At 71.2% G+C, this 19,014-nt stretch carries 16 protein-coding genes and 2 pseudogenes; 4 read left to right on the forward strand and 14 right to left on the reverse strand.

Features of this window, described 5'->3' with window-relative positions:
- Positions 1-392: 392 nt before the first annotated feature.
- Positions 393-680, forward strand: coding sequence for a hypothetical protein (locus ACIRA5_RS01140; RefSeq protein WP_403687244.1), 288 nt, complete (start codon positions 393-395; stop codon positions 678-680).
- Between the two features lie 20 nt (positions 681-700).
- On the opposite strand, the pseudogene ACIRA5_RS01145 reads toward ACIRA5_RS01140, so the two are convergent.
- The 9 genes and pseudogenes from ACIRA5_RS01145 to ACIRA5_RS01185 all read right to left on the reverse strand — a co-directional run.
- Positions 701-854, reverse strand: a pseudogene (locus ACIRA5_RS01145) (IS5/IS1182 family transposase); the annotation flags it as partial.
- A 219-nt stretch (positions 855-1,073) separates the two neighbouring features.
- Positions 1,074-1,913, reverse strand: coding sequence for an SGNH/GDSL hydrolase family protein (locus tag ACIRA5_RS01150; protein WP_403686086.1), 840 nt, complete (start codon positions 1,911-1,913; stop codon positions 1,074-1,076).
- Between the two features lie 72 nt (positions 1,914-1,985).
- Positions 1,986-2,999: a hemolysin family protein gene (locus ACIRA5_RS01155; protein WP_403686088.1), complete on the reverse strand. Its 1,014-nt coding sequence runs from the start codon at positions 2,997-2,999 to the stop codon at positions 1,986-1,988.
- On the reverse strand, positions 2,996-4,339 hold the full coding sequence (locus ACIRA5_RS01160; RefSeq protein WP_403686089.1) for a hemolysin family protein: 1,344 nt from the start codon (positions 4,337-4,339) through the stop codon (positions 2,996-2,998). Before ACIRA5_RS01160 ends, ACIRA5_RS01155 begins: the two co-directional genes overlap by 4 nt.
- 184 nt (positions 4,340-4,523) lie before the next feature.
- Entirely contained in the window at positions 4,524-4,943 is a 420-nt protein-coding gene (locus tag ACIRA5_RS01165; RefSeq protein WP_403686090.1) for a GNAT family N-acetyltransferase, read from the reverse strand.
- A 46-nt stretch (positions 4,944-4,989) separates the two neighbouring features.
- Positions 4,990-6,390 (reverse strand): condensation domain-containing protein, encoded by a 1,401-nt coding sequence (locus tag ACIRA5_RS01170; protein ID WP_403686092.1) that lies wholly within the window; start codon positions 6,388-6,390, stop codon positions 4,990-4,992.
- Between the two features lie 235 nt (positions 6,391-6,625).
- Positions 6,626-7,526: pseudogene (locus ACIRA5_RS01175) on the reverse strand (LLM class F420-dependent oxidoreductase).
- A gap of 120 nt (positions 7,527-7,646) precedes the next feature.
- Positions 7,647-10,211: an FtsX-like permease family protein gene (locus ACIRA5_RS01180; protein WP_403686094.1), complete on the reverse strand. Its 2,565-nt coding sequence runs from the start codon at positions 10,209-10,211 to the stop codon at positions 7,647-7,649.
- 10 nt (positions 10,212-10,221) lie between these two features.
- Entirely contained in the window at positions 10,222-11,085 is an 864-nt protein-coding gene (locus ACIRA5_RS01185; protein WP_403686095.1) for an ABC transporter ATP-binding protein, read from the reverse strand.
- A 147-nt stretch (positions 11,086-11,232) separates the two neighbouring features.
- Between ACIRA5_RS01185 and ACIRA5_RS01190 the strand changes: the two genes are divergently transcribed.
- A complete protein-coding gene (locus ACIRA5_RS01190; RefSeq protein ID WP_352046687.1) occupies positions 11,233-11,496 on the forward strand; it encodes a toxin-antitoxin system HicB family antitoxin in 264 nt (87 codons plus the stop codon).
- Positions 11,497-11,500: 4 nt separating this feature from the next.
- Positions 11,501-11,875 carry a hypothetical protein gene (locus ACIRA5_RS01195; protein WP_054228993.1) on the forward strand — a complete coding sequence of 125 codons (375 nt, stop codon included), beginning with the start codon at positions 11,501-11,503 and terminating at the stop codon, positions 11,873-11,875.
- Here the strand turns inward: ACIRA5_RS01195 and ACIRA5_RS01200 are convergent, their stop codons facing one another.
- Both ACIRA5_RS01200 and ACIRA5_RS01205 read right to left on the reverse strand, forming a co-directional pair.
- Positions 11,876-12,562 (reverse strand): class I SAM-dependent methyltransferase, encoded by a 687-nt coding sequence (locus tag ACIRA5_RS01200; protein WP_403686097.1) that lies wholly within the window; start codon positions 12,560-12,562, stop codon positions 11,876-11,878.
- Between the two features lie 106 nt (positions 12,563-12,668).
- On the reverse strand, positions 12,669-13,355 hold the full coding sequence (locus tag ACIRA5_RS01205) for an esterase/lipase family protein (RefSeq protein ID WP_403686098.1): 687 nt from the start codon (positions 13,353-13,355) through the stop codon (positions 12,669-12,671).
- Between the two features lie 114 nt (positions 13,356-13,469).
- Here ACIRA5_RS01205 and ACIRA5_RS01210 point away from each other — a divergent pair, with 114 nt between their 5' ends.
- Positions 13,470-15,638 carry a LuxR C-terminal-related transcriptional regulator gene (locus ACIRA5_RS01210; RefSeq protein ID WP_403686100.1) on the forward strand — a complete coding sequence of 723 codons (2,169 nt, stop codon included), beginning with the start codon at positions 13,470-13,472 and terminating at the stop codon, positions 15,636-15,638.
- A gap of 88 nt (positions 15,639-15,726) precedes the next feature.
- Here ACIRA5_RS01210 and bioD read toward each other — a convergent pair whose 3' ends face one another.
- Genes bioD through bioB form a run of 3 tightly spaced genes read right to left on the reverse strand, consistent with a single transcriptional unit; the run spans position 15,727 to position 18,950 of the window.
- On the reverse strand, positions 15,727-16,452 hold the full coding sequence (bioD, locus tag ACIRA5_RS01215; protein WP_403686102.1) for a dethiobiotin synthase: 726 nt from the start codon (positions 16,450-16,452) through the stop codon (positions 15,727-15,729).
- Position 16,453: 1 nt separating this feature from the next.
- Entirely contained in the window at positions 16,454-17,752 is a 1,299-nt protein-coding gene (locus tag ACIRA5_RS01220; RefSeq protein ID WP_403686104.1) for an adenosylmethionine--8-amino-7-oxononanoate transaminase, read from the reverse strand.
- Positions 17,745-18,950: a biotin synthase BioB gene (bioB, locus tag ACIRA5_RS01225; protein WP_403686105.1), complete on the reverse strand. Its 1,206-nt coding sequence runs from the start codon at positions 18,948-18,950 to the stop codon at positions 17,745-17,747. Before bioB ends, ACIRA5_RS01220 begins: the two co-directional genes overlap by 8 nt.
- Positions 18,951-19,014: the final 64 nt, after the last annotated feature.

Consider the following 19,014-nt stretch of genomic DNA (forward strand, 5'->3'; position numbering starts at 1 on the left):
GGGACGGATGGGGTGGCGGAGAGCCAGGCAGGCCGTGGCCACCATCAGCCCGAGCACGAGGGCCGACGCGCGCCCCGTAGCACCCCGGAGCCGGTGGCGGCGTGTTCGGTGAACCACGCCACGGCAAGGCACCAAAGCAGCCCATTGCCGAGTCTGTCGGCCCATCGACGCATTCGCCTCCCCAGCACGATTCCTGGAAATGCGAGCGAGAAGCAGTCAGATCGCCCATGGCGAAAGAAAAAGTGACGGTGTGCCTTCCCCCCTGCGCCAGGGGGAGGTCCACGAGGCCATCAGCGCGGCCATGGCCCCCTACGATTACCACCGCGAGGGCGTCCCCGATGACCCTGAGTGGATGGGTGAGTGGGACTACTGGCAGATCGACGGCCGTGGATGTGAGTTCCCCGTGTTCCCCGGATCCGAAGACGATCCGCGCCTCATCAGGGGCGAGTTGGATCTACGATGCGTACCCCCGTGTCTTCCCGCCCGGCACCTGCGACGGCGGCCCCCGAGGGCTCCTGGACTTCGACGCCGCCCGTCGGCCCGTGGCCGCCGACATCGCCGCGACGGCGGGTTACTACGACCAGTCACACATGACGGCCGAGTTCCGCCACTTCATGGGTGTCCCAGCGGCCGCGTTCACCGCGGGCCGGCGTCTCGCCCCGACTCCGTGCACTGCTTGAGTTCCAAGACCGGCAACGGTGGGGTCGCAGCAGCTTGTCGAGGATGGTCCGGTCGCTGATCCGCGTACGGTGGCAGCTCAGCGGGTGCGTTGGATCCTAGACGGGCCGCTGTGGCAGCGAGGCCGCGAATTGATCCCACAGGGGTTCGGGCAGCCATGATGGCAAGGCAGGCACAGGGCTCCCGGTGATTACAGAGCGTTGCAGCTCAGCGACTCTGGTGGGAGGCTGACGGGTGCCGGTGGTGAGACCGGTGTGACCTTTCGGTCCGGTCGGGGGCATGGAGCGGGGGGCTATGACGCCAGCCGCGGATCGGCGAACAACAGCGGGCGCTGGCAGGGAGGAAGGCTGCGCCCCGCGCTCAATCGGTGCATGTCTGGCGGTCCGGGTTCCGGGTCAGGGCCCCACCTGTCGCCAGTCCGTCACAGGGCCGGGGTTTGTGTGGTCCACCGGGGTGACCCAGAAGGCTTTGCCCAGCTCAGCGCTGAACTGGGCGCCTGTCCGGCCGTCCCCCGATGAGCGTCCCGTCAGCCGTCGTCCTATCCACGGCAGCAGGTGCTGCCTGGCGAAGCTGGCGTCGGCGGCGCGGCGGGCGACCCAGCCGGGCGGCGCCGACGGCGGCATCGGCGTACGCCACTCCTTGTCCTCGGGTTCGTACCCGAGCGTCTGCCAGACGGCCTCCGCGACCCGGCGGTGTCCCTCGGCCGTCAGATGCAGCCGGTCCACGTCCCACATCCGGGGGTCGGCGAGCGAGGGCGCGCCGTAGAGGTCGGCCACCAGCGCGCCGTGCCGGTCCGCGAGCTCGTCGACGACGGAGAAGAGCTCCTCCATACGCGGCCGGAACCGTTCGAGCACAGGACCGTTGCGGCCCGGGCTGCGCATCAGGACGAGCCGCTCGCAGGCGGGGGCGAGCCGCTCCACGGCCTCTTCCAGGAGAGCGCGGACGCGTCCCATGTCGACCTTGGGGCGCAACGTGTCGTTGAGTCCGCCGACGAGGGTGATCACGTCGGGCCGCATCGCGACCGCCACGTCCACCTGTTCCTCGACGATCTGTCCGATCAGCTTGCCGCGCACCGCGAGGTTGGCGTATTTGAAGCCGGGCGTCCGCGTGGCCATCCGGCCGGCGAGGAGGTCGGCCCAGCCGCGGTAGGAGCCGTCGGGCAGCCGGTCCGACATGCCCTCGGTGAAGGAGTCGCCGACCGCGACAAGACTGGTGTAGGTGGCATTCGTCTGCATGGCGGACAAGATGCTAACCCGCACGCATACTCGCCGGTCGGTCGGGCCTCCTCCGGGCCCGGCCCGCCGCGCTCACACCGTCTGTCCGAACAGCTCCCTCAGCACGTCCTCCATCGTCACCAGCCCCGTCATCCGTCCGTCGCTGCCCATGACGGCCGCGAGATGCGTACGACTGCGGCGCATCGCCGTGAGCACGTCGTCCAGCGGGGTGCTCTCCCGTACCCGCGCGATGGGCCGCATGTCCTCCACCCGGAACGGCGCCTCGCGCGGTATCGCGTCCAGCGCGTCCTTGACGTGCAGATAGCCCACGATGCGGCGCCCCTCGTCCACGACCGGGAAGCGCGAGAAGCCGGACTCGGCGGACAGCCGCTCCAGCTCGTCCGGAGTGACGCCCACGCGCGCGTAGACGACACCTTCCAGTGGCAGCACCACGTCCCGTACGGGCCGGCGGCCGAGCTCCAGCGCGTCGTGCAACCGCTCCAGAGCGCGGTCGTCGATGAGCCCCGCCTCGCCGGAGTCCTTGACCAGCCTGGCCAGCTCGTCGTCGGAGAAGGTGGCGACGACCTCGTTCTTCGTCTCCACCCGCAGCAGCTTCAGCAGGCCGTTCGCGAAGGCGTTGACCGTGAAGATCACCGGGCGCAGCGTCCGGGAGAGCGCCACCAGCGGCGGTCCGAGCAGCAGCGCGGTGCGCACCGGTTCCGCGAGCGCGATGTTCTTCGGCACCATTTCGCCGAGCAGCATGTGCAGATAGGTCGCCAGGGTGAGCGCGATCACGAACGAGATCGCGTGGCCCGCGCTCTGCGAGACGCCCACCGCGTGGAACGCCGGTTCCAGCAGGTGCGCGATCGCGGGCTCGGCCACGATGCCGAGGACCAGCGTGCACAGGGTGATGCCCAGCTGCGCTGCCGCCAGCAGCGCGGACACGTGCTCCAGGCCCCACAGAACGCTGCGTGCCCGCCGGTCGCCCTCCTCGGCATGCGGCTCGATCTGGCTGCGGCGCACCGAGATCAGCGCGAACTCGCCGCCCACGAAGAAGGCGTTCACGACCAGCGTCGCCAGCCCGATCAGAAGTTGCACGACGGTCATCGCGGCCCCCTCTCCTCGTCGTACCGCTGCTCCTCGTCGCGCGGCGCGTGCAGCAGCACCCGCGCGGCCCGCCGCCCGGAGGCGTCCACCACGTCGAGCCGCCACCCGGCGACCTCCATGGCGTCGCCGACGGCGGGGATGCGGCCGAGCCCGGTCGCGAGGAAACCGGCCAGGGTCTCGTAGGGCCCCTCGGGCACCCGCAGTCCGACGCGGGCCAGCTGGTCGGTGCGGGCGGACCCGTCGGCCGAGTACAGCGCCCGCCCCTCCTCGTCCGTGCCGGCCGGGGCCAGGTCCGGCGTCTCGTGCGGGTCGTGCTCGTCGCGGACCTCGCCGACGACCTCCTCGACGATGTCCTCCAGGGTGGCGACGCCCGCCGTGCCGCCGTACTCGTCGATGACGGCGGCCATGGTGCGTCCGCCGGACAGCCGGTCGAGCAGCCGGTCGACGGTCAGTGACTCCGGTACGAACAGGGGTTCGCGCATGATCCGGGAGACGGGGGTGCGGGGCCGCGACTCGGCGGGTACCGCCACCACGTCCTTGATGTGTGCCACGCCCACGACCGAGTCGAGGTTGCCGCGGTAGACGGGGAAGCGGGACAGACCCGTCGCCCGGGTCGCGTTCGCCACGTCCTCGCAGGTCGCCTGGACGTCCAGCGCGATGACCTGGACGCGCGGGGTCATCACGTTCTCCGCGGTCAGGTCGGCGAGGTTCAGGGTGCGCACGAACAGCTCGGCGGTGTCCGCCTCCAGGGCGCCCTCCTTGGCGGAGTGCCGGGCCAGGGCGACCAGCTCCTGAGGTCCGCGCGCGGAGGCCAGCTCCTCGGCCGGTTCGAGGCCGAAGACCCGTACGACACGGTTGGCCGTGTTGTTGAGATGCGTGATGAACGGGCGGAACGCGGCGCTGAACCAGCGCTGCGGCGTCGCCACCCGCTTGGCCACGGCGAGCGGCGAGGAGATCGCCCAGTTCTTGGGGACCAGCTCGCCGACGACCATCAGGAAGACCGTCGACAGGGCCGTACCGATGACCAGTGCCACCGAACGGGACGCGGAGGACGAGACGCCGATCGACTCCAGCGGACCCGCGATCAGCTTGGCGATCGACGACTCGGAGAGCATGCCGACGACCAGGTTGGTGACGGTGATGCCGAGCTGGGCGCCGGACAGCTGGAATGTCAGATTCCGTGCGGCCTTGAGGGCGCCCGACGCGCCGCGCTCGCCGCGCTCGACGGCCCGCTCCAGCTCGCTGCGCTCGACCGTCGTCAGTGAGAACTCCGCCGCGACGAAGGCGCCACAGGCCAGCGAGAGCAGCACCGCCACCAGGAGGAGGAGCACTTCGGTCATCGGGTCACCTCCGTCCCAGGATCGGCCAGGGGCGGGGGGATCGCGCGATGTCGGGTACGGGGAGGCTCGCCCATCGGCGGACGCTCACACCTTTCATGGGAGGACCGGATGATCCTCCCATGGTAAAGGATCGGCAAAGTACCTTCTTGGGTGCTGGACGCCGATCCCGCATCCGCCCGCGTGCCTACAGAGGCTTGACCCAGCGTCGCCAGTGGTCCTCGCGATGGTAGCCACCCGCGGCCCAGGTGTGGTGGGCCCGTTCGTTGGCTTCCAGGACCATGGCGTCGACGCGTCGTCCGCCCAGGGCGGCGAAGCGTCGTTCCGCGGCTTCCAGCAGAGCGGTGGCGATGCCTTGCCGACGGTGGCCGGGGTGGACGGCCAGTCGGTAGGCGGAGCATCGCCATCCGTCGAAGCCGGCTATCACGGTTCCGGTGAGGAGGCCGTCGCGCTCCGCGAGGAGCAGGGCTTCGGGGTCTGTGGTGAGGAGCCGGGCCACCCCGTCGTGGTCGTCGCTGATGCTCGTTCCTTCCGCGGCTTCGCGCCAGAACCGCAGCACGGTGTCGATGTCCGAGAGGGTGGCGTGGCGGATGTGGAGATCACTCATGGGGCGAGCCAAGCAGAAGGCCGACCCGTTCGACGAACGGTTTCCGTCACGTCTTCGGCACGGCCAAGGGCTGTCGCACCACTGAAATGATGAGTTCCCGCAGTCGTTCGGTGCACAGGCGCATGTTCTTGTAAGCGATGTCGGTGTCCGGATAGCGGCAGGCGAATTGCACGCCCTCGTGGAGCCTGGTGAGCCATACGCACACCTGGTCGCCGTACGACACGCGGATCAGCCCGCGCGCCTTCAACTCCTGCCAGCGCTCCGACCCCGGAATGTCGCGCGCGTCGACGAACGAGACGATCGAGTACAGGTCCGGGGACGTCGGTCGGAAGTCGGATCCCAGCAGTCGGAGCACACGGGCGACGGGCATCTGGGCCAGCGGGCGGTTCTCCCGCAGCGCGGCGCGGACCATCCCCAGTGCGCTGTCGAAATCCTGCGCCTGCGCCACGGGAATCTCGATCGGCGCGGCACCCACGTACCAGCCCACCGAGTTCGTCCACCGGGACTTCACCCGGGTGTGGAACGGCACGACGGTGCGATACACCTGCAGCCCGTTGAGCTCCCGGACGATGAGACCGATGGCCGCGAGAACGCCCACCAGGCTTCCGCCGTACGGCCGGCAGTACGCCTCGAAAGCCATCGCGTCCGCGTCGTCCACGAGCATCTCGTGCATGAATCTCTGGGTGGGCAGCGGCCCCTCGGCGACGAGACCGAGGTCGACGGGGAAGTTCGGGAGCCGCCCGCCGCACCGGGCGATGAACTCCCGCCAACGGGCCACGATCGTGTGCGTGGCGTTGATCCGGTCTGCGTCCGTGCGCTCGGTCGCGCAGAAGTCGACGTAGCTGGCGACGGGTGCCGTGTCCACGGCGCGCCCCAGAAGACCGGCCGCGTAGAGCTCGTGGATCTCGCCGGGGATGCGCTGGATCGAGACCGCGTCGACGTTACTGTGGTCGAACGCCATGTAGACGCTGGTGCCGTCGTCTCTGACGACCGCGGTGAAGATGAAGTTCGGCCAGATGAGCGCGTCGGCCGTGACATCGAAACGGTCCTGCAGATACCTGGTCAGCACCGCCGCGTCGGGAAAGTCGCCGATGTCCTCGCGGTGCAGTGCGACGGCGTCGGCGTCCAGTGTGAAACGGCGCATCTCGTCACCGACCCAGCGGAAGCCGCTGCGCAGTGTCTCGTGCCGCAGTGTCCAGGCTCGCAGGGCACCCTGGAGGACGTCGAGATCGACCCGTCCCGGCATGTCGAATGCCGCGCCGAGCCAGGTGGGTACGAACAGACCGTCCTCGCGCACCGATCGCGACGTCCTGATGTGGGACTCCTGTACGTACGCGGGAGGGCGGGAGTCGTCCGGCAGACCCGTCGCCGCCTCGACGACCGTCGGATGCAGCGTCCACTCCACCAGACGTCCGGGGCGGATCTCGCAACGCTGGATGTCGGTCATTCGCACGGGGCTCTCCGTTCACCTGCCCGTCGGAGGCCGCCACCGGGCACGACTGTCGATCCACGCCTCCATGCCTCTCCGGCATCGCTCACTGCACGACGAGATCAACGATCGGATATTCGGAAGGCAACGCCGTGAACGAGACCCGTGCCGAACGGGCGCGACCACGGAGCGTGGCGGTGAGACAGGAGGGTCCGATGTCAGGTCGAGCCGGCGAAGCCCGCGATCCGGACGGTCACTCGCCCCGCAGCGCCTCGACGACGGGGGCGAACGCCTCCATGTTCGGCTCCAGGACCGTCAGATACGAGAATCCGTACCGTTCCCGCTGCGCCCGCACCTGCGCGACGATCTGCTCCAGGGTTCCCAGCAGCACGATCGGCAGCTCCAGGGCCTCGTCCTCGGTCAGGTTCGGGAGACGGGGCAGCCAGGGCCCGGATCGCGGCGCCGCGATCCTCGGTGACGGCGAGGACCTGGATCAGCAGATTGAGCTCGGCGGGCTCCTTGCGTCCCTCGGCCGCCTCCCGGTACCGGGCGACGCGTTCGTCCAGTGCGGCGGCCGTGATCGGCTCCAGCGTGCCGCCCGGGCTGGTGCGCGCCCCGGTGAACGCCGCGATGTCCGCGCGCTCGGCGGTGAGCCGCAGCATCCGGTCGCCGTTGGCGCCGATCAGCAGCGGCACGCGGGGTCGCTGCAACGCTCCCGGCTGGTGCTCGTCCGAACCGAGGAGGCTCTCCAACTCCTCGACGGTGCGCCGGAGATGGTCGACCCGCTCGCGCGGTGAGCCCCAGGGGAGGCCCGCCGTGTCGTGCTCCGCCCGGATGTAGCCGGTGCCGAGCCCGAGTTCGAGGCGACCGCCCGTCAGCGTGTCCGTGGTGGCGACCTCGCGGGCCAGCAGCGTGGGATTCCAGAAGCCCGCGTTGAGCACGAAGGTGCCGAGGCGGGGCCGCTCGGTTACCTCCGCCGCGGCCACCAGCGAGGGGAAGGGCGCGGGCATGCCCAGGTGGTCGGGGACCAGGATCACGTCGTAACCGAGATCCTCGGCGCGTCGGCACTTGGCGCGCCACTCGTCGAGGGGCGCGGGGGCGAGCAGATTGACGCCGAACCGGAACGGGCGAGAGGAGCCCAAGGACTGCGACATGAACTCTCCTCATTCACAAGCCACCTGTGCGCACGTGGCGAACGGGGTGGGCCGGACGCGAGGACATCGGTGGACGGGGCACGCACATCAACAGGATGCGGACACCACAGGACGCGTACATCATTCGTGCGCGATGGCCGCCAGGACGTTCATGCGCGAGGCACGCAGCGCCGGCAGCAGCGCCGCCACGATGCCCACGACCGCCGAACCCACGACCACGGCGACGATGGTGGTCCAGGGGATGGCGAGCGACTTCATGCCCTGGAGCGCGAGGACCCGCTGCACACAGACGCCCCAAACCAGCCCGAGCGCGAGGCCGAGGACGGCGCCGAACACGGCGATCACCACCGACTCCAGCCTGATCATCCGGCGCAGTTGGCGCCTGGCGAGCCCGATGGCGCGCAGCAGCCCGATCTCACGGGTGCGTTCGACCACCGACAGGGCGAGGGTGTTGACCACGCCGAGCACCGCGATCACGATCGCGAGTCCGAGCAGCGCGTACACGAGGTAGAGCAGCACGGCGATCTGGTCGTGCACGAGCTTCTTGTAGTCGGCCTGGTCACGGACCTGCACCTGCGGATACGGCTTGAGTGTCTGCTCCAGTTGCGCGCGCAGCCGGTCGGGGCTCGTGCCGGGAGCCGCGTTCACGTACAGGGCCGAGTCCTGCCCGCCGGGCACGTACTTCTCGACCGTGCCGAAGCCGAAGACCAGCCCGCCCTGCATTCCGAACCCCCCGGAGCCGCCCTGGTCGGTGAGCGCCCCCACCGTCAGCTCGGTCTTCCGCCCGGCGGGGAACTCGACGGGGATCACACTGCCGACGCGCACGCCGTGCTCCCGCGCGAACTGCGCGTCCATCGACAGGTGCCCGGCACCGAGCGCCGCCGCCGTGTCCCCCTGGGTGTACGTGACGTGGGCGACGTCGTCGAGCCGCGGATCGTAGCCCGCCGCGGTCGTCTCGACCCGCTTGCCGTCCGGCAGCCGCACCGCGACCGGCGTGAACCGCTGGCGGACGACGAGCCCAGCACCCTGGGTGGCGCGCACCTTGTCCGTGATCTCCCTGGTGAACGGCACGAAGTTGCTGTTCTGGATCACGAAGTCGGAGCCGAGCGTCTTGTCGATCTGGTGATCGAAGGACTTGCTCATGGACGCGCTCGCCACGGACATCCCGCCGACCAGCGCGAGGCCCACCATCAGCGCGGCCGCCGTGGCGCCGGTGCGCCGCGGATTGCGCAGCGCGTTGCGCTGGCTCATCCGGCCGACCGGGCCGAACAGGGCGGGGAAGGCACCGCCCAGGACCCGGATCACCGGCCGTACAAGGAGCGGACCCGCGATCACCGTCGCGATGAGGGTGAGTACGACACCGAGACCCAGCAGGGAGGCGGAGGTCGCGGTCCTCGACGCCGTGGCGCAGCCGGCCAGCGCGGCGGCTCCGGCCACGCCCACGACCGAGCCCACCAGGGCGCGCGTCCGCAGCGGCCGTCCCACCCCGGCGACCTCGGCGTCCGAGAGGGCCGCCATCGGGGAGACACCGGCCGCACGCCGGGCGGGGAGATACGCCGCCACGAAGGTGACGCCGACCCCGACGACGTACGACGTGACGGGGGTCGGCCACCCGATCACCATCTCGGTGGACTTGAGGTTCATCCCGAACGCGCTCATGAGCCGGATCAGCCCGAGGGCGAGACCGATCCCCGCGGCGAGTCCGAGCGTCGAGCCCACCAGACCGAGCAGCAGCGCCTCGGTGAGCACCGACCGCCGCACCTGCCGCCGGTCGGCGCCGAGCGCGCGCAACAGGCCCAGCTCACGCGTGCGTTGGGCGATGAGCATCGAGAAGGTGTTGACGATCAGAAAGACGCCGACCAGTACGGCGATGCCGGCGAAGCCGAGCATCACGTACTTGATGACGTCCAGGAATCCGCCGAGCTGCGCGGCGGCGTCCTTGGCCTGCTCGTCGGCGGTCCTCACCTCATACGTCCTGGTGCCCACCTGCGCCGCGACCCGCTGCTTGAGCGGAGCGTCGGCGACCCCGGGCGCCGCGTCCACCGCGATGCTCGTGGCGGCGTCCGGGCTGCCGAGCAGGTTCGCCTGCGCGGTGGGGGTGTCCAGGAACAGCAGCGCGGCACCGGGGTTGGTGGTGGTGAAGGTGGCGACGCCGACGATCCTCACCGGGAAGGTGCGCTCGGCCTGCACCGTCAGGGTGTCGCCGATCGCCACATGCTTGCGCTGGGCGGTGTCCGCGTCGAGCAGTGCCTCGTCGGCGCCGTGCGGGGCGTGGCCGGAGGTCAGTTTCACCGGGCTGCGCTTGGTGACCTGCCAGTTGGTGGCGATGGTCGGCGCGCCCGAGGTGGGTCCGATCGACTTGTTCTCGCGGTCGACGATGGTGAGGTTCTCGACGCTCACGTCCACATGGGTGGCCGCCACGCCGTCGACCTTCGCGAGCCGGTCCGCGAGCGAGGCGGGCAGCGTCGGCGTGGCGCCGGTCGCCACCCGCGACTTGAGGTCGTTCTTCGGCGACACGGTCACATCGGCCGCTGTGGAGGCGAAGAGGCGGTCGAACGTACGGGTGACCGTGTCCGAGAAGATCAGGCTGCCCGCCACGAACGCCACGGACAGCACGACGGCCAGCGCCGAGAGCAGCAGTCGTCCCTTGTGGGCGAGGAAGCTCCGCAGAGTCGCCTTGAGCACGGCCGCCGCCTCAGTCCTTGTCGAAGGTGTCGAGAGATGCGTCGTCCGAGTCGGCGGCCAGGACCACGTCCACGTCGTCGGAGGCGCCCCCGGCGGCCGGGCGGCCTGTGGAGAAGTGGCGCATGCGCTCCAGCACCGCCTCCGCCGTCGGCCGTTCCATCTCGTCCACGATCCGCCCGTCGCCGAGGAACAGCACCACGTCGGAGTGGGCCGCCGCGCCCGGATCGTGCGTGACCATGACGACGCTCTGGCCGAGGTCGTCGACCGCCTCGCGCAGGAAGCCGAGGACCTCGAGCCCCGCACGGGAGTCGAGGTTGCCGGTCGGCTCGTCCGCGAAGATCAGCTCGGGCCGGGAGGCGAGCGCCCGCGCACAGGCGACGCGCTGCTGCTGTCCGCCGGAGAGCTGCGCGGGCCGGTGCTTCAGCCGGTCCCGCAGCCCGAGCGTGTCGATGACCTGGTCCAGCCACTTCTGGTCGGGTTTCTGGCCCGCGATGTCCATCGGCAGCGTGATGTTCTCGGCCGCGTTCAGCGTGGGGATCAGATTGAAGGACTGGAACATGAACCCGATCCGGTCCCGGCGCAGCCGGGTCAGCTCACGGTCCTTGAGCCCCGTGATCTCGGTGTCGCCGAGCCACACCTGTCCGGCCGAGACGGTGTCGAGTCCCGCGAGGCAGTGCATCAGCGTCGACTTCCCGGAACCCGAGGGGCCCATGACCGCGGTGAAGCGGCCGCGCGCGATGTCCACGTCGACCGAGTCGAGGGCGAGGACGGTGGTCTCGCCGGATCCGTACGCCTTCGTCAGGCCGCGGGCGCGGGCGGCGACCGCGTCGGCGTCCCGTCGTCCGACGGCGTGCTCCGCAGCAGGTGTGGACAAGGCCGCCTCCTCCGTGATGGACGTCCTGACTCCCCGGTCCCGGCCGAGCGTAGTGTGACCCCGCCCACAGCCGGTATCCCCCCGAGGTACCGGCTCCGGCGAGTCGCGCCCTTGCGGGTGCTAGCACTTCGGCGCTAGCTTCGAGGTATGGCGAAGACTCAGCTGAACGTGCGGGTGGACGAGGGCACGGCCCGGGCGGCCCGGGAGCGGGCCCTGGAGCGCGGCATGAGCGTGAACCGCTACATCGAAGAACTGGTCAGACAGGACACCGGGGAGGTCGGACACACTTTCGTCGACGCCGCCTCCGACTTCATGAAGCAGTACGGAGACGTCTTCGCCGAGGAGTTCGGCGCGGACCGGGAGGGCTCACGGGACACGTTCCGGGACGGCTCGCGCGAAGGTCGTCGTTGATCCCTTGAGCAGTCTCAGAGTCGACCTCGCCTGGCTCCTCATGATCGCCGAACAGAAGACGCCCGGAGATCCCCAGGTCACCGACTGGGGAGCCCTCGTCGCCGCCGTCAGCCGGCACGAGGCGGAGATATTCGGCATTCCCGTCTACGACAGCCCGCACGCCCGCGCCGCCGCGCTGCTCCAGTTGCTGCTGCACGTCCCGGCGCTCGAACGGTCCAACGCGATGTTCGCCTCGGCCGTCGCGTACGCCTATCTCGTCGCCAGCGGCCTCAAGGTCGTCACCTCGCCCGAGCAGGTGCGCGAACTCGCCCGCCTGGTGAAGGGCGGCGACGCGACCGTGCACGAGATCGCACAGGAGCTGCGGCAGTGGAGTCTGTGACTACTCCCCGACCAGCGGGCGCCTCGCGCTGCCCAGCACACAGTACGACGTGGGCAGCCGCGGCCCCTTCTCGGGAATGAACAGCCGCCGGTAGGGGCCCAGTTCGAACCCGGCCTCGCGCAGCGCGGCGATCGGGTCGCGGGCCAGATGGCAACCGCCGTTCAGCCGCGGCCACACCGTCCGGTCCAGTCCGCGCTGGACGGACGCCATCACACGTCCGTCGCCCTTGCCGTGCTCGAAGAACCACACCGTGCCACCGGGCCGCAGCACGCGCCGCACCTCACCGAGGGCCCGCGGCACATCGCGCACACTGCACAGCACCAGCGAGAGCACCGCCCCGTCGAACGCCTCGCTCTTGACCGGCAGCGCCTCCGCCGCGCCCGGCACCACGTCCACGGGCACCTCGGAGCGCAGCGCGGCCTCCACGGCCAACTGCCGCAGCAGCCGCTCGGGTTCGATCGCCACCACCTCGGAGACGGCGCTCGGGTAGTGCGCGAAGTTCAGCCCGTTGCCCGCGCCGATCTCGATGACCCGCCCCGAAAGACCGGTGAGCAGCCGGTCGCGTACCGCACCGATGCCCATCCTGGTCTCGGCCGTCACGCTGATGCGGGCGTAGTAGCGGGCGAACAGCGGATGGTGCACGGCGTCGTGCGACAGCTTGGCGGAGCCGGCTGACCTGAAGGGCATGACGGACCTCCCGGGAGGACGGGGTCTTACCGGGATTGTCCCCCCGGGACGTCCGCCACACGCTTGACGACACTCGACCTGCGTCCTACGCGGGTCGGCCCACGCGTCAGGCGATGAAGTCGCGCACCTGCTCGTAGACGCCGTAGTCGTTGTTCATGTCGGTGTGCGAGATGCAGCCGGCCTCCACATTGGTGGCACCGCTCAGGATCGCACTGGTGTCCGGGTTGATCAGCTCGTCGCAGTTCGACCAGTAGCTGGCGTACGAGACACTGCCCGGCGTCTCGTCACCGGAGTTCAGCGCGGTCAGGAAGGAACTGCCGGTGTACATCTCGGCGCACGAGGTGTAGAGCCACTTGCACCAGCTCGCGACCGTGGTTCCGTGGTTCACCCCGGCGGTGGACACGAAGTCGTCGACGTACGAGGTCCCGCCGAGGTTCTTGAGGTAGTAGCGGGCACTCAGCGCTCCCATGGAGTGGACGACCAGGTCCACCTTCGACGCGCCGGTCTGCGCGAGGACGTTCTTGACCTCGGTGGAGAGCTGCTGGGCCGTGGTCACGTTCGACTGTCCCCAGTCGTACGACCACGCGAACAGCTCGGAGCCGCTGTAGCCGTCGGCCTTGAAGTCGGCGATCCAGTCGTCCCAACTGCTCGCCGAACTGCTGAGGCCGTGCACGAAGATGACGGGGTTGTGGGTCGCGGCCCGGGCGGGCACGGCGGACAGGGAGAGCGACGCGAGGAGCGCCGCGACCATGGCGGAGAAGAACGTGGCGATGCGACGCGAGCGGCGTTGCATGGTGCCTCCAGACAAGGGTGGGGTGCCTGGAGTGTCAACCGGGGTCTACGCGCGCCGCATCGGTGAAATCGCCGGTCTTTACTTGCCAGTTAACTCACCAGTAACGTCATTCGGGTGGTGACTTCGGTGAACCCCGTACGCGGCCCCGCACAACCCGAGCTCGGCCCCTCGCTTCCCGAAGGCGTACGGGTACGGATCCTGCGCACCGCGCACGGCGACCGCCGCGCCGCCGCGGAACTCGCCTCCGCGCTGACCGAGCGTCAGCTGACCGGCCTCGACCCGCTGCCGGCCCAGCCTCCCGTACTCCTGCGCGCGTACCGTCAGGAGGTCCGCGCCCTGCCCGACACCACCCGGCGCCTCCTGCTCCTCGCGGCGGCCGACCAGTACCCGGTCGACACCCATGCCTTCCTGCGGGCCGTCACCGCGGCCCGGCTCGACACCCGGCCCCTCGTCACCGCCGAGGTGGCCGGAGTCGCCCACGCCACGGCGGGCGGGATCGTCTTCCGCGATCCATGGACCCGGATAGCGGCCTACGAGACCGCCTCCGTGACGGACCGGCGCGCCGTCCACCTCCTGCTCGCCCGCGTCCTGCGCGGCGAGGGCGAGTCACCCCGGCGGTCCTGGCACCGGGGCGCCGCGGCGCTCGGTCCCAGCCGACGCCTCGCCGCCGAACTCCGGGCGGCGGCCCACACCGCGCGCACCGCGGGCGACCCCGTCCTGGCCTGCGCCCTCGTCGAACGCGCCGCCGCGCTGTCCCCCGAGCCGGGCGAGCGGGCCCGCCTGCTCGCCCGCGCCGCCGCCGACGCCTGGCGGTCGGGCGACGCCGACCGTGCCCGCCGGCTCGTCGCCGCCACCGACGACGACGCCCTGGGCGGTCTGCTCGCGCTGCGCGCGGGCAACGCGACGGACGCGTTCGACGCGCTGCTGACGGCCGCGGTGCGCTACGCCGACGACGGCACGGAGCCGACCCGTACGGACCACCCCCAGCACGCCGCCGTCCATCTCCTCGCCCGCGCCACCGAAGCCGCGATCTACACCGGCGACCTGCGCCGGTGCCGGGAGGCGGCGGCCGTCGCCGACCGGCTGGGAATCGTGCCGCCCGGCACGCTGGGCGGACTGGCCGCCGCGTTCGAGGGCCGGTACGACGACGCGCGGGACCTGCTGAAGGCGGCGGCCGGGCGCTGCGGTCCCGGGGGCGATCCCACCCTGCTGATCCACTCCGGGATCGCCGCACTCATGCTCGGCGACCACACCGCGGCCGCCACCGCCACCGTCCGGGCCGCCGCCTCCGCCCGGGCCGGGGGAGACGGGGTCACCGTTCCCCAGGCCATGGAGTTCCGGGCGTACGCCGACTTCTGGACCGGTCGGCCACGGGCCGCCGAGGCGGCCACCCTGGAGGCCCTCCGCCAGGCGTACACCACCGGCCAGGACAACGGGGCCTGCCATCTGCAGGCGGCCCTCGCGATGTTCGCCGCGGTCACCGGCGACGAGGACGTCTGCCGGGAGCGCGCCGAGGCCGCCCGCTCCTACGCCCTCGCCCGCGGGCTCGGCCTGCCCGCCGCGCTGGCCCTGTTCGCGCTCGCCTTCCTCGACCTGAGCACCGGCCGCTTCGCCGCCTCGGCGGCCCGGCTGCGCGCCCTCGCCGGATTCGGCCCCGGGCACGGGCACCGCGCCATCCGGCACATCGCCACCCCGCACTACGTCGAGGCCGCCGTCCGCACCGGCGACACACGGGTCGCCCGGGCCGCCCACGCCGACTACGACCACTGGGCGCGTACCGTGCGCAGCCCCGACGACCTGGCGCTCAGCGCCCGCTGCCGCGCCCTGCTCGCCTCCGGCGCGGAGGCCGTCGAGCACTACCGCACCGCCCTCGACCTGCACGCCTCGGGCACCCGTGACTTCGAACGCGCCCGCACGGAGCTGCTGTTCGGCGGTGCGCTACGGCGACTGCGGCACCGGACGGAGGCCCGTGACCGGCTGCACAGCGCCCTCGAGGCGTTCGAGCACTTCGGTTCGCCGCAGTGTGCGGCTGCGGCGCGGACCGAACTCCGCGTCCTGGGGGAGCCCGTCTCGCCGGTGCGGGGCGCCGACGATCTCATCGCCCGCCTCACCGCGCAGCAGTTGATGGTCGCGCGCATGGCGGCCGACGGGGCGACCAACCGGGAGATCGCGGCGCGGTTGTTGCTCAGTCCGCGGACCATTGATCATCATCTGCGGGGGGTGTTCACGCGGTTGGGCATCCGGTCGCGGATCGAGTTGGTGCGGTTGTTGGGGGAGGGGTGAGGGGCGGTTGGTGTCGTTGGTCGGCTGCGGGGCGGTTGTGGCTGGGCGCGCCCACGCGACGGAGCCGCACAGTGTCACAGCCCACGCCCTAGGGGGCGCCTGCTGCCTGCGTCGCATGGAAAGTGCGCGGATCCCAGCTCCCCCCGAGCCGCGGCGCCAGCCAGCTCGGCGCGTCCGTGCGGAAGGCGGTGACGTCGTAGGACCCGGCCCCCGCGGGTAGCGCACCCAGGAGCGGGGTTTCGGCCACGAGGGGCAGATCCGCGAGGTTGCAACGCGACGCCAGGTCGGGGGCGTCGGGCCAGCTGCCGATGACGATTCCCGCCAGGTCCAGCCCACGGCGCCGTAGTTCACGAGCCGTCAGCTCGGTGGTGTTCAGGGTGCCGAGGCCCGCTGACGCCACCACCAGCACCGGCGCGCCCAGCAGGCTCGCCGCGTCCGCCAGCGTGCCGCCCTCGTCGTCGAAGCGGACGAGGAGACCGCCCGCTCCCTCGACCAGCACGAGGTCGTGCTCGGTGGCCAGTTCGGCCGCCGCCTTCGCCACCGCGACCTGGCTCACCGGGGGCAGCGAGGCCCGCCGCGCGGCCGTCGCCGGAGCCAACGGCTCCGGATAGCGGGCGAGTTCGAGCGTGGTCACGGCGCCCGCGAGTCGGGCCACCTCGTCGGCGTCCCCGCGCTCGTCCGGACGTACCCCCGTCTGCGCCGGCTTGAGCACGGCCACGGAGCGTCCGGCCGCGACGGCCGTGGCGGCGACGGCGGCCGTCGTGACCGTCTTGCCGACCTCCGTGCCCGTCCCCGTGATCACCAGAACCGCCATGTCATCCCTCCCGTGCCGCCGCGCACACCGCGCGCGCGATCCGTGCCACGTCCGCGTCACCCGTGACGTACGGCGGCATCGTGTAGACGAGGTCGCGGAACGGGCGCAGCCACACGCCCTCGCGCACGGCCGCCGCCGTGGCCGCCTTCATGTCGACCTCGTGGTCGAGCTGGACGACGCCGATCGCGCCCAGGACACGTACGTCCCGGACACCCGGCAGCGAGGACGCCTCCGCAAGGCCGTCCCGCAGACCCGCCTCGATCCGCTTGACCTCGGTCTGCCAGTCCTGTCCGAGGAGCAGGTCGATCGAGGCGCAGGCCACCGCGGCGGCCAGCGGATTGCCCATGAAGGTCGGGCCGTGAGCCAGCACCGGGACCTCACCGCGTGAGATGCCCTCGGCCACCCGCGCCGTGCAGAGCGTGGCCGCCATCGTCATATAGCCGCCGGTCAGCGCCTTGCCGACGCACATCACGTCCGGCGTGATACCGGCGTGCTCCGCCGCGAACAGCGCACCCGTCCGGCCGAAGCCGGTCGCGATCTCGTCGAGGACGAGAAGCACGTCGTGCGCGTCGCACGCCTCCCGCAGCACCCGCAGATACGCGGGGGAGTGGAACCGCATCCCGCCCGCGCCCTGTACCACCGGCTCCACGATCACCGCGGCGAGCTCGTCGGCGTGCCGCCCGATCAGCTCGCGCAGCTGGTCGGCGTACGACTCCTCGTACGCGGCCGGCGGGGCGTCGGCGAACACCTGGCGCTGGAGCACGCCCTGCCACAGCTCGTGCATCCCGCCCTCGGGGTCGCACACCGACATCGGCTGCCAGGTGTCCCCGTGGTAGCCGCCGCGCCAGGTCAGCAGCCGCTGCTTGCCCGGGCGGCCGAGCGAGCGCCAGTGCTGGAGGCACATCTTGACGGCGACCTCGACCGACACCGATCCGGAGTCGGCGAGGAAGACGTGCTCGAGACCCTCGGGCGTGATGTCGACAAGTCGCTTCGCCAGCCGCACGGCGGGCTCGTGCGTGAGCCCGCCGAACATGACATGGCTCATGCGCTCCAGCTGGTCGCGCGCCGCGTCGTTGAGGACCGGGTGGTTGTAGCCGTGGATGGCCGACCACCAGGACGACATGCCGTCGACCAGCTCGCCCGAGCCGTCCGCCAGCCGCAGGCGTACCCCGCTCGCCGACTCCACGACGAGCGGTTCCTGGCGCCCGGGCATGGGGCCGTACGGATGCCAGACGTGCCGCCGGTCCAGCTCCAGCAGTTCGCGCACGGGCAGCGTGGACGGCTCGGACCGGTCAGGCATTGGGCGCGAGATCCGTTCCGGCACCTCGGCGGCGTACGGCGACGAGATCCGTACGCGCTTCGGAGGTCTGCTCCTCCTCGGCCTTCACCTGCACGGAACCGCACACGCCGCCGCCCTCGTGCGACCCGCACCCGGCGTCCGCGTGCGACCCGCACCCGGCCTCGGCATGCGCACCGCAGCCCGCGCCCGCCGTCGCGCGGTGCTCCGGCAGGGTCACCTCACCCGCGCCCTCCACCTCGAATCCGGCGTCCGCGATCATCTCCAGGTCGGCCTTGCCCGCCTGGCCCTCGCTGGTGAGGTAGTCGCCGAGGAAGATCGAGTTGGCCAGGTTCAGGGCGAGCGGCTGCATCGTCCGGAGGTGGACCTCGCGGCCGCCCGCGATACGGACCTCCGCGTCCGGGCAGACGAAACGGACCATGGCCAGGATGCGCAGGCACCGCTGCGGGGTGAGGTTCCACTCCTTGGCGAGCGGGGTGCCCTCGAAGGGGATCAGGAAGTTCACCGGAACGGAGTCCGGGTCGAGCGCGCGCAGCGAGTAGACGACGTCGACGAGGTCCTCGTCCGACTCGCCCATGCCCGCGATCAGACCCGAGCAGGCCGACAGACCGGCCGCGTGCGCCTTCTGGACCGTGTCCACCCGGTCGGCGTACGTGTGCGTGGTCGTGATGTCCCCGTACGTCCCCTCGGACGTGTTCAGGTTGTGGTTGTAGGCGTCCGCTCCCGCCTCGCGCAACCGCTCGGCCTGGCCGTCGGAGAGCAGACCCAGGCAGGCGCACACCTCGACGTTCTCGTGTCGGTCCTTGATCGCCTTGATGGTGTCGGAGACCCGGTCCACGTCACGGTCCGTCGGACCGCGGCCGCTGGCCACCAGGCAGACCCGCTTGGCGCCCCCGGCGAGCCCGGCCGCCGCGGCCTGCGAGGCCTGGTCCGGCTTGAGCCAGGTGTACTTGAGGATGTCGGCCTTGGAGCCGAGGCGCTGCGAGCAGTACGAGCAGTCCTCGGGGCACAGACCGGACTTCAGATTGACCAGATAGTTGAGTTTCACTCGACGGCCGAACCAGTGCCGGCGGACTTTTCCGGCCGCGGCCACCACGTCGAGCACGTCGTCGTCGGACGTGGCCAGCACGGCCAGCGCCTCGTCACGGGTCGGCAGCTCGCGCCGAAGCCCCTTGTCCACCAGCGTGTTCAGCAGGTCCATGAGATCTGATCCTGACGTATGCGAGCCGCTGCGGCCAAGGAGAGTTTGCACAACAGAGACGGTT

Origin of the sequence: Streptomyces sp. NPDC096311 (assembly GCF_044763085.1) — a bacterium.
GTDB lineage: Bacteria > Actinomycetota > Actinomycetes > Streptomycetales > Streptomycetaceae > Streptomyces.

Bases quoted from the DNA above. Each gene is read 5' to 3' on its own strand.
- ACIRA5_RS01150 (WP_403686086.1), bottom strand. From the start codon at position 1,913: ATGCAGACGAATGCCACCTACACCAGTCTTGTCGCGGTCGGCGACTCC.
- ACIRA5_RS01155 (WP_403686088.1), bottom strand. From the start codon at position 2,999: ATGACCGTCGTGCAACTTCTGATCGGGCTGGCGACGCTGGTCGTGAAC.
- ACIRA5_RS01160 (WP_403686089.1), bottom strand. From the start codon at position 4,339: ATGACCGAAGTGCTCCTCCTCCTGGTGGCGGTGCTGCTCTCGCTGGCC.
- ACIRA5_RS01165 (WP_403686090.1), bottom strand. From the start codon at position 4,943: ATGAGTGATCTCCACATCCGCCACGCCACCCTCTCGGACATCGACACC.
- ACIRA5_RS01170 (WP_403686092.1), bottom strand. From the start codon at position 6,390: ATGACCGACATCCAGCGTTGCGAGATCCGCCCCGGACGTCTGGTGGAG.
- ACIRA5_RS01190 (WP_352046687.1), top strand. From the start codon at position 11,233: ATGGCGAAGACTCAGCTGAACGTGCGGGTGGACGAGGGCACGGCCCGG.
- ACIRA5_RS01200 (WP_403686097.1), bottom strand. From the start codon at position 12,562: ATGCCCTTCAGGTCAGCCGGCTCCGCCAAGCTGTCGCACGACGCCGTG.
- ACIRA5_RS01205 (WP_403686098.1), bottom strand. From the start codon at position 13,355: ATGCAACGCCGCTCGCGTCGCATCGCCACGTTCTTCTCCGCCATGGTC.
- bioD (WP_403686102.1), bottom strand. From the start codon at position 16,452: ATGGCGGTTCTGGTGATCACGGGGACGGGCACGGAGGTCGGCAAGACG.
- ACIRA5_RS01220 (WP_403686104.1), bottom strand. From the start codon at position 17,752: ATGCCTGACCGGTCCGAGCCGTCCACGCTGCCCGTGCGCGAACTGCTG.
- bioB (WP_403686105.1), bottom strand. From the start codon at position 18,950: ATGGACCTGCTGAACACGCTGGTGGACAAGGGGCTTCGGCGCGAGCTG.